Origin of the sequence: Maribacter algarum (ex Zhang et al. 2020), from assembly GCF_005885635.1 — a bacterium.
Lineage (GTDB): Bacteria > Bacteroidota > Bacteroidia > Flavobacteriales > Flavobacteriaceae > Maribacter_C > Maribacter_C algarum.
Genome location: NZ_VATY01000002.1, coordinates 380,096 through 393,599, shown reverse-complemented (window position 1 = coordinate 393,599; position 13,504 = coordinate 380,096). Strand labels below are relative to the sequence as shown.

General features: G+C 37.6%; 13 protein-coding genes. 8 read left to right on the top strand and 5 right to left on the bottom strand.

Annotated features, from left to right (window positions below):
- Nucleotides 1–28 precede the first annotated feature (28 nt).
- Nucleotides 29–424, bottom strand: a complete 396-nt coding sequence (gene ytxJ, locus FEE95_RS10580) for a bacillithiol system redox-active protein YtxJ (protein ID WP_138657915.1) — start codon at nucleotides 422–424, stop codon at nucleotides 29–31.
- 173 nt (nucleotides 425–597) lie between these two features.
- Between ytxJ and clpB the strand changes: the two genes are divergently transcribed.
- A complete protein-coding gene (clpB, locus tag FEE95_RS10575; RefSeq protein WP_138657914.1) occupies nucleotides 598–3,198 on the top strand; it encodes an ATP-dependent chaperone ClpB in 2,601 nt (866 codons plus the stop codon).
- Nucleotides 3,199–3,318: 120 nt separating this feature from the next.
- Complete coding sequence (locus tag FEE95_RS10570) at nucleotides 3,319–3,915, top strand: TetR/AcrR family transcriptional regulator (RefSeq protein WP_138657913.1); 597 nt, start codon at nucleotides 3,319–3,321, stop codon at nucleotides 3,913–3,915.
- A 77-nt stretch (nucleotides 3,916–3,992) separates the two neighbouring features.
- Here the strand turns inward: FEE95_RS10570 and FEE95_RS10565 are convergent, their stop codons facing one another.
- Nucleotides 3,993–5,987 carry a PorP/SprF family type IX secretion system membrane protein gene (locus tag FEE95_RS10565; protein WP_138657912.1) on the bottom strand — a complete coding sequence of 665 codons (1,995 nt, stop codon included), beginning with the start codon at nucleotides 5,985–5,987 and terminating at the stop codon, nucleotides 3,993–3,995.
- Between the two features lie 96 nt (nucleotides 5,988–6,083).
- Between FEE95_RS10565 and FEE95_RS10560 the strand changes: the two genes are divergently transcribed.
- A complete protein-coding gene (locus tag FEE95_RS10560; RefSeq protein WP_138657911.1) occupies nucleotides 6,084–6,632 on the top strand; it encodes a SixA phosphatase family protein in 549 nt (182 codons plus the stop codon).
- Here the strand turns inward: FEE95_RS10560 and FEE95_RS10555 are convergent.
- The gene (locus FEE95_RS10555) at nucleotides 6,610–7,365 is read right to left on the bottom strand and encodes a DUF6503 family protein (RefSeq protein WP_138657910.1); all 756 of its coding nucleotides are present in this window, start codon (nucleotides 7,363–7,365) and stop codon (nucleotides 6,610–6,612) included. The two genes, FEE95_RS10560 and FEE95_RS10555, sit on opposite strands and share 23 nt — an antisense overlap.
- A 114-nt stretch (nucleotides 7,366–7,479) precedes the next feature.
- On the opposite strand from FEE95_RS10555, the gene smpB reads away from it, so the two are divergent.
- Nucleotides 7,480–7,941: an SsrA-binding protein SmpB gene (smpB, locus tag FEE95_RS10550; RefSeq protein ID WP_138658588.1), complete on the top strand. Its 462-nt coding sequence runs from the start codon at nucleotides 7,480–7,482 to the stop codon at nucleotides 7,939–7,941.
- 93 nt (nucleotides 7,942–8,034) lie between these two features.
- Here the strand turns inward: smpB and FEE95_RS10545 are convergent, their stop codons facing one another.
- A complete protein-coding gene (locus tag FEE95_RS10545; protein WP_138657909.1) occupies nucleotides 8,035–8,676 on the bottom strand; it encodes a protein-L-isoaspartate(D-aspartate) O-methyltransferase in 642 nt (213 codons plus the stop codon).
- 104 nt (nucleotides 8,677–8,780) lie between these two features.
- A complete protein-coding gene (locus tag FEE95_RS10540; protein ID WP_138657908.1) occupies nucleotides 8,781–9,287 on the bottom strand; it encodes a nuclear transport factor 2 family protein in 507 nt (168 codons plus the stop codon).
- 218 nt (nucleotides 9,288–9,505) lie between these two features.
- Between FEE95_RS10540 and FEE95_RS10535 the strand changes: the two genes are divergently transcribed.
- From FEE95_RS10535 to FEE95_RS10520, 4 genes are all read left to right on the top strand, one after another.
- Nucleotides 9,506–10,471, top strand: a complete 966-nt coding sequence (locus tag FEE95_RS10535) for a Gfo/Idh/MocA family oxidoreductase (protein WP_138657907.1) — start codon at nucleotides 9,506–9,508, stop codon at nucleotides 10,469–10,471.
- Between the two features lie 153 nt (nucleotides 10,472–10,624).
- Nucleotides 10,625–11,512: a 3-hydroxyacyl-CoA dehydrogenase family protein gene (locus FEE95_RS10530; RefSeq protein WP_138657906.1), complete on the top strand. Its 888-nt coding sequence runs from the start codon at nucleotides 10,625–10,627 to the stop codon at nucleotides 11,510–11,512.
- Nucleotides 11,513–12,748, top strand: coding sequence for a DUF1015 domain-containing protein (locus tag FEE95_RS10525; protein WP_138657905.1), 1,236 nt, complete (start codon nucleotides 11,513–11,515; stop codon nucleotides 12,746–12,748). It begins immediately after the preceding gene.
- A gap of 79 nt (nucleotides 12,749–12,827) precedes the next feature.
- Nucleotides 12,828–13,484 carry a YggS family pyridoxal phosphate-dependent enzyme gene (locus FEE95_RS10520; RefSeq protein WP_138657904.1) on the top strand — a complete coding sequence of 219 codons (657 nt, stop codon included), beginning with the start codon at nucleotides 12,828–12,830 and terminating at the stop codon, nucleotides 13,482–13,484.
- The last annotated feature ends 20 nt before the right edge of the window (nucleotides 13,485–13,504 follow it).

The following is a 13,504-nucleotide window of genomic DNA, read 5'->3' as shown; positions in this document are numbered from 1 at the left end:
CTGGTTGAACCGTACAAAGACGTTTTTATTATATGAACTTTTGTACATCAATTTCTGCAATCGCTCCGTGTGACGAATGCGCTACTGTTGTACCGTTTTTAATTACCAATAGTTGTGGTGATTGGTGCATCACTTGAAACCTGTACCCTACTTCGTTAGATACTTCTCGAAAAGCATGCAAGTCTAAATAGTATAAATCAGCCTGGTTTTCTGTTAGCTCATAGCTACTTTTAAACATATTGATAACCATTCTACTTATACCACATGTTGTGGAATGCTTGAAAATAAACTGTGGTTTTGAAAGGGATTTTTTCTCAATTTCTTCCAACTGTTCAAGAGAGGTCAAAGCTATCCATGGAATACTTTTTTCCTCCTTCTTCTCTTTATTTCCTTTGCCTCCAAACAAACCGCCAAAAACTCCCATAATTTTAATTTCTATTAATTACCTTGAATAAGTCGTAGGCTACACAAATACTTACAACTGCCGAAATGTCCTGTTTTTGTTGAGGTTAAGCGACATTTTGTCGGGTTACTTGTATTGGTAAGGTTGTTGACTTAAAGCTGTTAAAAGTAAGCAATCCCAAAAAATATATAGAAATGAACTTTAATAATTATACCATAAAATCACAAGAAGCCCTCCAGCAAGCGCAATTGCTTGCACAAGAAATGGGGCATCAACAGATTGAAAACGAACACCTTTTTCAGTCCATTTCAGAAGTGGATGAAAATGTGCTACCGTTTATATTAAAAAAGCTGAACATCAATGTTGAGCTTCTTAAACAGATACTTGAAAAAGAGTTGGAAAACTTCCCTAAAGTTTCAGGTGGAGAACTTATGATTTCTCGTGAGGCGAACAAAGCACTAAACGAAGCCAGTATCATAGCTAAAAAAATGGAAGACGAATTCGTATCCATAGAACACCTGATAGTGGCCATTCTTAAATCAAAAAGTAAGATTGCTCAAATTCTAAAGGACCAAGGCGCTACAGAAAAAGATTTAAAGTCAGCGATTGAAGAACTGCGTAAAGGTGGCAAGGTAACCTCTCAAAGTGCAGAAGAAACCTATAATTCATTGGACAAATATGCCAATAATCTAAACGCCCTCGCTGATAGTGGAAAATTAGACCCCGTAATTGGTAGGGACGACGAGATTCGACGCATTCTTCAGATTTTATCGAGGAGAACAAAAAACAATCCAATTTTGGTGGGGGAACCCGGAACTGGTAAAACAGCAATCGCAGAGGGTCTAGCTCATCGCATAATTCAAGGCGATGTTCCTGAAAATTTAAAGGATAAAATGATTTATTCTTTGGATATGGGTGCCCTGATAGCGGGAGCGAAATATAAGGGTGAATTTGAGGAACGCTTAAAGTCTGTTATTAAAGAAGTTACCTCTTCTGATGGGGACATTGTTCTTTTTATTGATGAGATACATACACTAGTTGGTGCCGGTGGCGGTCAGGGTGCAATGGATGCCGCAAATATTTTGAAACCTGCTTTGGCTCGAGGAGAACTTAGGGCAATAGGAGCAACCACTTTAGATGAATATCAAAAATACTTTGAACAAGACAAGGCTTTAGAACGAAGGTTTCAAAAGGTTACTGTAAACGAGCCTGATACTGAAAGTGCAATCTCGATTCTTAGAGGAATCAAAGAAAAATACGAGGCACATCACAAAGTCCGGATTAAAGATGAAGCTGTTATCGCCGCAGTAAAGCTTTCTCAGCGTTATATCACAAGTCGATTTTTGCCAGACAAGGCCATTGATTTAATGGATGAGGCTGCATCAAAACTCCGGATGGAAATCAATTCAAAACCTGAAGAATTGGATGTACTAGACCGCAAAATCATGCAACTGGAAATTGAGATAGAAGCTATAAAACGTGAAGATGACAAGGCTAAACTGAAGTCTTTGAATGTAGACTTAGCAAATTTCAAAGAAGAACGAAATGAGATTTTCGCAAAGTGGGAAGGTGAAAAAATTGTAGTCGACAATATTCAAAAAACAAAACAGGATATTGAAAACTTCAAGCAGGAGGCCGAACGCGCTGAACGTAATGGTGATTATGGTCAAGTAGCAGAACTTCGATATGGGAAAATCAAAGATGCTCAAGAAAACTTGGAGCATCTACAGCAAGAATTACAACAGCAGCAAGAAATCGGAACTCTAATTAAAGAGGAGGTAACCAACGAGGATATCGCAGAGGTCGTCGCCAAATGGACTGGAATTCCGGTAACTAAAATGCTGCAAAGTGAACGCGAAAAGCTATTGCGACTTGAAAACGTGTTACACAAAAGAGTTGTAGGTCAGGAAGAAGCTATTGCTGCGGTTTCAGATGCTATCAGAAGAAGTAGAGCAGGCTTACAGGACACCAAAAAACCAATAGGTTCGTTCCTTTTCTTAGGCACAACGGGCGTTGGAAAAACAGAGTTGGCTAAAACCTTGGCTTCTTATTTATTTGATGATGAGAACGCAATGACGAGAATTGATATGAGTGAATACCAAGAAAGTCATTCTGTGAGTCGATTGGTGGGAGCTCCTCCCGGGTATGTGGGTTATGATGAAGGGGGACAGCTTACTGAAGCCGTTCGAAGACGCCCCTACTCTGTCGTGTTATTGGATGAGATTGAAAAAGCACATCCAGATACTTTTAATGTTCTGCTGCAGGTTTTAGATGAAGGAAGGTTAACAGATAATAAGGGACGCATTGCTGATTTTAAAAATGCCATTATTATTATGACAAGTAATATTGGAAGCCATATTATACAAGAGAAATTCGAAGGCACGGAAAATATCGAAAGTGCCACCGAAATTGCTCGCGTTGAAGTCTTAGGACTTTTGAAACGATCTGTTCGGCCAGAGTTCTTAAATAGAATTGACGATATTGTGATGTTTACACCTTTGTCTAGCGAAGACATTGCAAAAATTGTAAGACTACAATTAAATCAATTAAAAAAGATGGTAGCGTTACAAAATATTACAATAGATGCCACAGAAGAAGCCGTTGAGTACCTCGCTAGAAAAGGATACGACCCTCAATATGGAGCCCGACCCGTAAAACGTATTATTCAAAAAGAGGTGCTCAATAATTTATCAAAAGAAATATTGAGCGGAAAAATCAAAACAGATAGCATTGTTTTAATCGATTCCTTTGATGGTAAGTTGGTCTTTAGAAATCAAAACGAATTGGTAAAATAAAATAGTTTAACTAATTTAAAAGCATCCTTAAGATAGAAATATTAAAGGATGCTTTTTTACAAAAATATATACCATACAGTATATAGTTTTTTTATATTCGTATAAAATTGCTTACACCTTATGTCAACCAAAGCTGAGAGAACTACCGCCTTTATTATTGAAACTGTTGCGCCAGTTTTCAATAAACATGGATATGTTGGCACAAGTATGAGCGATCTCACAGAGGCTACAGGCCTTACCAAAGGCGCAATCTATGGTAATTTTGAAAACAAAGAAGCTTTGGCACTTTCCGCTTTTGAATACAATAGCAATAAGTTACTGAACAAAATAGATGAAAAATTAGAAGAAGGAAAAACTGCCATAGAAAAGATTTTCGTCTTGACTAATTTTTATCGCAACTATGATGTCTTTACCTTGGATATGGGTGGTTGCCCAATTTTAAATATCGGTGTAGATGCCCAGCATAATAATCCTTTGCTTAGTGCTGCGGCAAAAGAAACCATAAAAACTATTGAAGGTAAAATAGCATTGGTTTTTGAAAACGGTGTCAATTCCGGAGAGATTCGAATTCCGGTAACACCACTTCAATTTGCCAAACAGCTATATACAATGCTACAAGGCGCTGTTGCGATGTCAACTATGACCCGTGATAGAAAATACCTTATCAATACGGTAGCTTACCTGGAACAATTGGTAAATAAAGAAATCAAGAAGTAATCTTTCAAACTATGTGATATAAAAAAAGAGGCTCTAAATAGAACCTCTTCTTTTTCAATTCGCTTGCAGTAGCAAATTTACTTTCCAACTACTCGGAAGATCCATGTTTTACCACCATACTGACCATTGAACTTACTATCTCTTCCTTGTCTTGCCGCGCTTATCGTATCATAACGTTCGAGGTACGCGTAATTATACTTATTTAAACTTCTAAAGAATGACTTTGGTTGAAGCCCCTTTCTTCTCAAGTCTGCCATAAAAGCATCAAAATACTTTTTCGTTCCAAATACGTTGGCTATTAAATAGTAGCCAGGTTCTAAGCCGTCTTCATTAGCGACTTCTTCATATTTTTCACCTGCCCGCGGTTTGACAACTTCAGTCTCAATCTGTTTAGCTGCTTCCGCCCTAACCGCGGCCTCTTCTGCCGCCTTCTTGATGGCTAGCTCCTCTGCTTCATTAGCTCTTGTTATAGAATCTAAACGTTGCTTTTCTCTTAACTTTGTTGCTTCAACAATTGCTTCAGCCCTTTTAGCTTCATTTATAGAATCCAGTTGTTGTTGCTCTTTCAACTTAAGCTCAGCTGCAATTGCTACTGCTTTTCTAACGTCACTAATTGAGTCTAATCTTCTTTGTTGTTCGATTCTTTGAGCTTCGGCTGATGTCTCTTCGTCTCTCTTTTTCTTAAGTTCTTCTTGGCGTTGCTGTTCTTTTAGCTTTTCCGCTCGAGCAAGTTCGGCTGCTTTTTTAGCCTCTTCAGCCTCAAGTTCTTTGGCTTTTTTAGCTTCCTCAGCATCTTTTTTTGCTTGTTCTTCTTCCTGCTTTTTAAGTAGGTCCAAAGCTTCTTTTTCTTTCTTGACCTCAGCAATTGAGTCTTTGCGCTGTTGCTTCTCTAGTGCCTTTTGTTCCGCAGCTAGCCTACGGATTTCTTTCTTATCGACTTTGGCATTTGTTTCATCAATGATTTCTTCTGTTGGATTTACTTCTATTACCTCTTCCGTCTTCTCTTCATGTATCTCCTCTAGTTCATCCGTCTCTTCCTCATCTGGATTAGCCATTTTTTCCGCCTTTTCGAGCTCCTCTTGAATTTCCTCGTTGGTGAGGTCCTCTCCTATTAATACTACTTGTTCAGTATCGTCTAGTATTCCACTCGCTACAACTGGTCTTCTTGTATCCGGTTTCCCGAGATAATAGGAAGCTATAATTTCAAAGGATGGGTCCTTGGAATTTAGCGATGCACTTGTTCCAAACTCGACCAAAGCTCCTAAAGAAAACCGATTGAAAAAAGTTCCTCCAGCACCTACCGAAATTCCGTAGAAATTATTGTAACCTGATTGTATCCAAAACTTTTGGGTGCTAAATAAAGCATTTAGTCCTATTTGATTTTCCTGTTCAGGAATTGTTCTCAAATAAATAGAGGGACGGATATATGCCGTAGAATCAGAAGCCATTACCGGGAAATCATAGGATGCCATTCCCATAAAAATCTTATCCGAGGGAGCGGTATTTGCAGCATTATCAGTAAAATTATAGTCGAATAAGTTTTCTGAAGCCAGGCTCAGCGAAAAATTCTCCACCTGTATATTAAACCCAGGCGCAACTTGTAGAATAAAATCGTCGGTAGGAATTGACTGAGGAATGCCAGGTATGGGGGTTACAGGAAAACGGGTATCTGCAATTTGCTGTTGAAATCCGAAAACATTGGCTCCAACAGAAAGTTTAATCAATCGATTAAATTCAATTTGATAAGCATAATTAAGAGCGCCACCAGTATTAAAATAGATTCCTGTATTGTGCTGAAAAAAACCAATGCCTGCTACTGAATTTTTATTCAGACTTCTCGAGTAGTTTAGAAACAGGGTTGTAGGATCAGTATCCACATCTTGCCATTGCCATCTAGTCCAAAAAGCTACGGATTGGGGGTTATTCCTATCCAGTGAAAACGCTGGATTAAATAGGCTGGCATTATATTGAGTTAACGCATGTTGTCTCAAATCAGCTGGAAGTGAAACTTCCTGTGCTTGACCTAGAAAAAAAAATAAAAAAATTGCTACTAGAACAGCTGGTTTGAACATATGCAAAAAAACAAAAAACCACTTGTTCTACATACTATTTTCCGGTAATTTTAGTTAAAATAGAAGAAAAGTTTTCAACAATTCGACCAACTAATTATGAGACAGCTAAAAGTAGTATTAATTTCTCTTTTCCTATTGAGTATTGTAGGATGCAAGGAAGACCCTAAAGTAATCGTTGCTGAACCGGTTGACACCGGAGTTTCAACTTTCTATTTTATTCGACATGCTGAGAAAGACAGGAGTAATTCAGAAAACTCTGACCCCGAATTGACCCAAAGAGGTTTAGGCAGAGCTATGCACTGGGCTGAAATTTTAAAGGATGTTGAGCTAGATGCAATTTACAGCACTGACTATAACAGAACTTCTATGACTGCAGCTCCAACATCGGTAAAACAGGATGTTGATGTAGAATATTATGACCCTAGAATTATTGATTTTGAACAATTTAAAGTTGAAAATTTAAACCGTACAGTTCTAGTAGTAGGGCATAGTAATACGACTCCGGATTTCGTCAACAATATGATTGGTGAGGAAAAATACCCTGCTATGGATGATGATGATAATGGAAGTCTTTTTGTTGTTCAGCTAGCGAATGGTGCTGTAATTTCACAGCGATTACACATTAGTTGTAACTGCCCTGACTAACTTTTACATCTTTTAGTTCAATTTTCGAAAGCAATTTTAATCTGTTCATATTGAATAGACTATCCACCTGTAAGACGGATGTACCTTCGTCAATAGGTTTCATATTATTGTAGTCTACGAATCGAATTCCGTTCACATATCTTTCGTTATAGGCTTCTCGAAAACGCATTCCACCGCCATTTACATGAAAATCATAGGCAAGATAGTCCGGCTTAAAAGTACTTTTATTGAAAAAGTATACATAGGTATCATCAAAATCATCTCCGCCACCAACTTGATTAAAAGTAACTTTTACCTTGTAGTACTGCTTCCCTTTTACTTTAGTTTCTCCTAATAATTCCTTTTGTACAGCAGGGTCATTCAATCCATAAGGGAGCTTTGAAAAGTAATGTACTGAGTTAACAGAATTTCCATATTTAGTTGACAACGAATCATGTAACGAAACTAATCTGTCATTATCGAATCTTTCAAATCCCTCAGGGGAAAGAATATCCAGCAAATCAATCGTATCGTTCTTTTGAATTCTTTTCAAAATCTTTCGTTTTCCCTTCATCTCTGATATATAATCCTTATCCCTGAAATTGAAAGCGATTGTACTCTTTTCATACCGCGCAACCCCACCACTAGCTTCAATACTCTTATCCACAATATCTTGAGCAGATAATTTCGGCTCAACTTTATCTTTACAAGAAAAAGTTACAATCACCGCTAATAGGAATACGATTTTGCTCATAAGTAATCTATTTATTGTCATTCCCTTAAAGAAGGGAATCTTTTTAGTATGAGTACGCAAAAGTGACACAATCTTACAAAAGATAGAAGTTAAAAAACCTATTTTTGTCTTATGATTCAGAAAAACGTCAATATTAAAAACAGAAAAGCCCGCTTTGAGTATGAGTTGCTTGACAAGTATACAGCTGGCATTGTTTTGGGCGGGACTGAAATCAAATCAATTCGCGAGAGTAAAGCTTCTATTTCAGAAAGCTTCTGTGAATTCAGTGACCGTGGTGAACTTTTTATTATCAATATGAATATTGACCAATACTCTCATGGTTCGCACTACAACCATTTACCTAAGGCACAACGAAAATTACTGCTGAACAAACGTGAATTAAAAAAATTACAGAAAGAGGTCAATCAATCAGGTCTGACTATAGTTCCTTTGAATCTATTTCTAAATGAAAGAGGTTTAGCCAAAATCAATATCGCTTTGGCAAAAGGAAAAAAACTCTACGACAAACGCGAGGTGATGAAAGACCGTGACAACAAAAGAGATTTGGCTCGTATTAAAAAGGGGTTTAATAACTAGCTTCTCCTAGGTCTCAAGAGGGATGCCAAACAATACCTCCATAAGTTGTCTAGAAAAGAAGTCCGCTTTAGGAGGTTTAGGCGTAAACACGATTCAATTTTTATTCTCCAACAAAGGAACAAATCGAAAAGAACCGAATTCTTTCTTCTCAAATTCAGTGGCGGATTTACGAACAAATAAAGTCATAATCTGTTCATCAACCCCTACGGGAATTACTAACCTTCCACCAACTTTTAATTGCGACATCAAAGGTTTCGGGACTTCTGGAGCACCCGCAGTGACTATTATTCCATCAAATGGAGCCTCTTCAGGCAAGCCTTTATACCCATCACCAAAAATGACTTTTTTGGGGCGATACCCCAATTTCTTAAAAAATAGGTTTGTTTTTTTAAAAAGTTCTCGCTGTCTTTCAATGGAAAATACTTTCGCCTTTAACTGCAACAAAACAGCGGTTTGGTAGCCACTACCCGTACCAATTTCTAAGATTTTGTGGTTGGGTTTTAATTCTAAAAGTTCCGTTTGAAAAGCCACTGTATAAGGCTGAGAAATTGTTTGGTCGGCTCCGATGGGGAAAGCCTTGTCCTGATACGCATGTACTTCAAAACTACTATCCATAAACAAGTGTCTTGGAATAATTCGAATCGCATCTAAAACTTTGGTGTTCGTAATGCCTTTGCCTATCAGCACATTAGCCAGTTTATTTCGCATTCCGCGATGTTTGAGGGTATCTTTCAAGGGTTTGATTTTGGTGTCACGAAGTTAAAAAAGTTTAGCTGATAATCGCCATTAAAAATGTACCAAGCCTCACTGGAAATTTAAAGTATCCTTCAGGAACTGTTTCATTCAAATTGAATTGGGGCTTGCTTTTCAAAATCTCGTGGGGTGATTGCATTTCCGTTTATCGTCGTAGTATCCCAATCTTGGGTGATTTTCCATACACCATCCATCTTTTTCAAAACAATATGAAACTGCCCATAAATAGTATTTTCTCCTTCTGAGTTCGTTAATTGCATCTTATAGAATCCGACCTCATAAGAGGTATCGGAATTGGTATGCCGGCTATCAAACCAAAAGTCCAATTGAATACTGGTTTGACTATTCTTGTTATCCTCAAAGCGTTTTAAGTTAGCTTCCTTGAATTTGTTTTCAGTATCTATTCCATTTGGAGTTACTCGCAAAACTTGCTTTCCATATAGGGCATTCAATGCTGGTCCGTCTATATTTTCAAAGGCTGCTTTGAAGGGTTTCCAAAGCGTTTGATTGATTTCTTTTTGTATCGATTGTGCATCTTGAGCGGAAACAAAAGCGACTGAAAACACCAAAATGTATAGACTGAACTTACGCATATTTCTAAAGTATTATGTTTCAACAATCTTACGGATAATATTCCGAATTATTTCCTTTGCTTATTCGAATTCACAGGAACATAATTGAACAAATCTCCCTATTTTTGAAGCAAATTACCTTGAGGCAAGCCTATGAGGTATTCGAAAAAAAATAACGTATCGTTTCGAGGCAAGCCTCGGAGCATTTTAATCTCGATTATCGAGTAAAAATTCAACCTATGCTCAAAGTTGGTGTTTTGGGAGCTGGACATTTAGGAAAAATCCATTTACGTCTTCTCAACGAATCGGAAAAATATCAATTGATTGGTTTTTACGACCCTGATGCCATTAATGCCAAAAAAGTATCTGAAGAGTTTGGGTATTCTTATTTTGAGAATATCAATACACTTATTGATGCTGTGGATGTGGTTGATATCGTCACCCCTACTCTTTCCCATTTTGACTGTGCTAAAAAAGCGATTGAAAAAGGAAGACATATTTTCATCGAAAAGCCCATTACCAATACGTTAGAGGAAGCTGAAAAGCTACTTTATCTTGAGAAAGAATTCAACGTAAAAGGTCAAGTTGGTCATGTAGAGCGATTCAATCCTGCATTTACCGCAGTAAAAGACAAAATCGAAAACCCGATGTTTATTGAGACACATCGGCTGGCAGAGTTCAATCCCCGTGGCACTGATGTTCCTGTGGTTTTAGATTTGATGATTCACGACATTGATGCCATTTTGAGTGTTGTAAATTCTGAAGTGAAAAATATTAATGCAAGCGGGGTTTCTGTAATTAGCAATTCCCCAGATATTGCCAATGCCAGAATTGAGTTTGAGAGTGGCTGTGTTGCTAATTTAACGGCGAGTCGAATTTCCTTGAAAAACATGCGTAAATCGCGCTTTTTTCAAAAAGATGCCTATATCTCGGTGGACTTTTTAGAAAAGAAAGTAGAAGTTGTAAAGATGAAAGATGCGCCAGAAAATCCCGGTGACTTTGATATGATTCTACAGAACGCAGAGGGCGTTAAAAAGCAAATCTATTTTGAAAACCCTGATATCGAAACGAACAACGCTATCACTGATGAGTTGGAAACCTTCGCAAATGCTATTGAAAATGACTTAGTTCCTGTGGTTAGTTTAAAGCAAGGTACGCAAGCTTTGAAAGTAGCTTTGCAGATTATTGATTGTTTTGAAAAATAGGTTAGTTTGAGTAAATAATCTCAGGGCAAGCCCATGAGGCATCAAAAGGAAAATCAACATTGATTTCGATGCAGGCGTCGGAGCATTTTAAATCTCGATTATCGAGTAAAAGAATTCCCGTTTTCTCGGGAATGACAATAAAAGTAATTATACATGAAGAATATAGCAGTTATCGGTGCAGGAACTATGGGGAACGGAATAGCCCATGTTTTTGCCCAAAATGGATACCAAGTAAAATTAATTGATATATCGCAAGCCTCATTGGATAAAGGCATGGCAACTATAGGTAAGAACTTAGACCGCATGGTGGCCAAAGAACGAATCTCCGAGAGTGATAAGGAAGGAACTTTGAATAATATCAGCACTTTTAATTCCTTATCGAAAGGGGTGTCCGATGTTGATTTGGTAGTAGAAGCTGCTACAGAAAATCTAGATTTAAAACTTAAAATTTTCAAGGAGTTGGATGAAATTTGTGCTGACAAAACAATTTTGGCAACGAATACTTCTTCAATTTCAATTACTCAAATCGCTGCGGTAACTAGTCGACCTGAAAAGATTATCGGAATGCACTTTATGAATCCGGTGCCGATTATGAAGTTGGTTGAAATCATTAGAGGGTATAGTACTTCTGATGAAACGACAAACATCATCATGGAACTTTCCTCAAAATTAGGCAAAACACCGACCGAGGTAAATGATTATCCAGGCTTTGTGGCAAATCGAATTTTAATGCCAATGATTAATGAAGCCATTGAAACTTTGTATAACGGCGTTGCTGGGGTTCAAGAAATCGATACGGTGATGAAACTGGGTATGGCACATCCGATGGGACCCTTGCAATTAGCAGACTTTATAGGACTTGACGTTTGCTTGTCTATTCTAAATGTGATGTATGACGGATTCAAGAATCCGAAGTATGCTCCTTGTCCGCTACTAGTAAATATGGTTATGGCTGGGAAATTCGGAGTGAAATCAGGAGAAGGGTTCTATGACTATTCAGAATCACGAAGAGCAGAAACAGTATCAAAACAATTTAGGTAAATGGCGATAATCAAACCATTCCAAGCCATAAGACCAGTAAAAGACAAAGTAAGTTTTGTAGCTTCCCGTTCGTATCAAGAATATTCGCGAAGAGAATTAAATGCGGTGCTCGATTTCAATCCCTTTTCATTTTTACACATTATCAATCCGGGGTATAAATACGCTAAAAACGTTTCGGGGCAAGAACGTTTCAAATTAGTCCATAATCGCTATCTAGAGTTTTTAGAAGATTCTGTTTTTCTCAAGGATGATAAAGATTCACTCTACCTCTATCAGATGCAAAAAGGTAGTGCCACTTTTACAGGTCTTTTCTGCGGCACTAGTGTTCAAGAATATCGCCACAACCAAATAAAGAAACATGAAGATACTTTACAACACAGAGAGAAGCTTTTTGCAAACTATTTGGAAACAGTAAAATTCAATGCAGAACCGGTTTTGATGACTTATGCTGATAATAAAACCATTGCTGCAATTTTAAGAAAGGAAATGCAGGCTGGGCCTGAGTATCTGTTTACGACCAGAGATAAAATCACCCATCGCTTATGGACCATTTCTGATTCGAAAATAATTGGCAAGATTCAAAAGGCCTTCAAAGAAATTGATTCGCTATATATTGCCGATGGTCATCACAGAAGTGCCTCTTCCAATTTATTGGCTGAGAACGCAGAAAAGAAGAATCCGACTCACAGTGGAAAAGAGCCGTATAACTATTTTATGAGTTATTTACTTCCTGAATCTGAAATCCGCATTTACGAATTCAATCGCATGGTAAAAGATTTAAACGGATTAAGCAAAGAAGAATTTCTAATACGTTTAGATGAATTCTATCGGATTGAAAATCAAGGAGATAATGACTATAACCCCAGCAAAAAACATCATTTCAGCATGTATCTTGATGGCGAGTTTTACTCCTTATATCTTCGTAAAAAAGTATACAAATTCAAGGACGCTCTAAGCAAACTAGATACGCAAATACTTTTTAAAACAATTCTTGAACCTATTTTGGGAATTCATGATTTGCGTAAAGATAAGCGCATTCAGTATGGTTCTGGCAAGCACAACATCATCAGAATGAAAGACGAAATTGATAAGGGCAAGTTTGCTGTTGGTTTTGGCTTGGTTCCGATAACCATCTCTGAGATTAAGGCTATAGCCGATGCAGGATTGGTTATGCCGCCAAAAAGCACCTTTATCGAGCCAAAATTAAGAAGTGGTTTGGCGATTTACGAGTTGTGAGTTTAGAATTCAGAGTAAATATTAACAAAAATTCGTGTTCAAAATTAAAGGCATTCTGAAAAATAATTAAATAGAATTTATGTCTATAGGAGATAATTTAGAAAAAATTAAAGATTCACTTCCTTCAGAAGTCACGCTAGTTGCGGTTTCCAAAACCAAACCCGTATCCGATTTACTGGAAGCATACGACGCTGGGCAGCGGGTTTTTGGAGAGAATAAAATTCAAGAGATGACACAAAAGTGGGAAGCCATGCCCAAAGATATCCACTGGCATATGATTGGGCATGTACAGCGCAATAAAGTCAAGTACATGGCTAAATTCGTTTCCTTAATCCACGGTGTGGACTCTTTTAAATTGCTCAAAGAAATTGATAAGCAAGCCAAAAGGCACAATCGTGTTATTGATTGCCTTTTACAGATTCATATTGCAGAAGAGGATACCAAATTCGGATTAGATGAAAATGAGTTAAATGAAATTATTACTTCCGAAGAATTCCATCAGTTAGAAAACATCAAGGTTGTCGGGCTTATGGGAATGGCCACTTTTACTGAAAATCAAGAACAAATCCGAAGGGAATTTAAACAATTGAAATCCATCTATACTACACTTGAAAAAGAAATCGAAAACCTCGGTATTCTTTCGATGGGCATGAGCGGTGACTACCAAATGGCAATTGAAGAAGGCAGCACCATGGTGCGCATTGGAAGTAGTATCTTTGGAACAAGAAATTATTAGCAAGGCCGAATTGGTCTAGA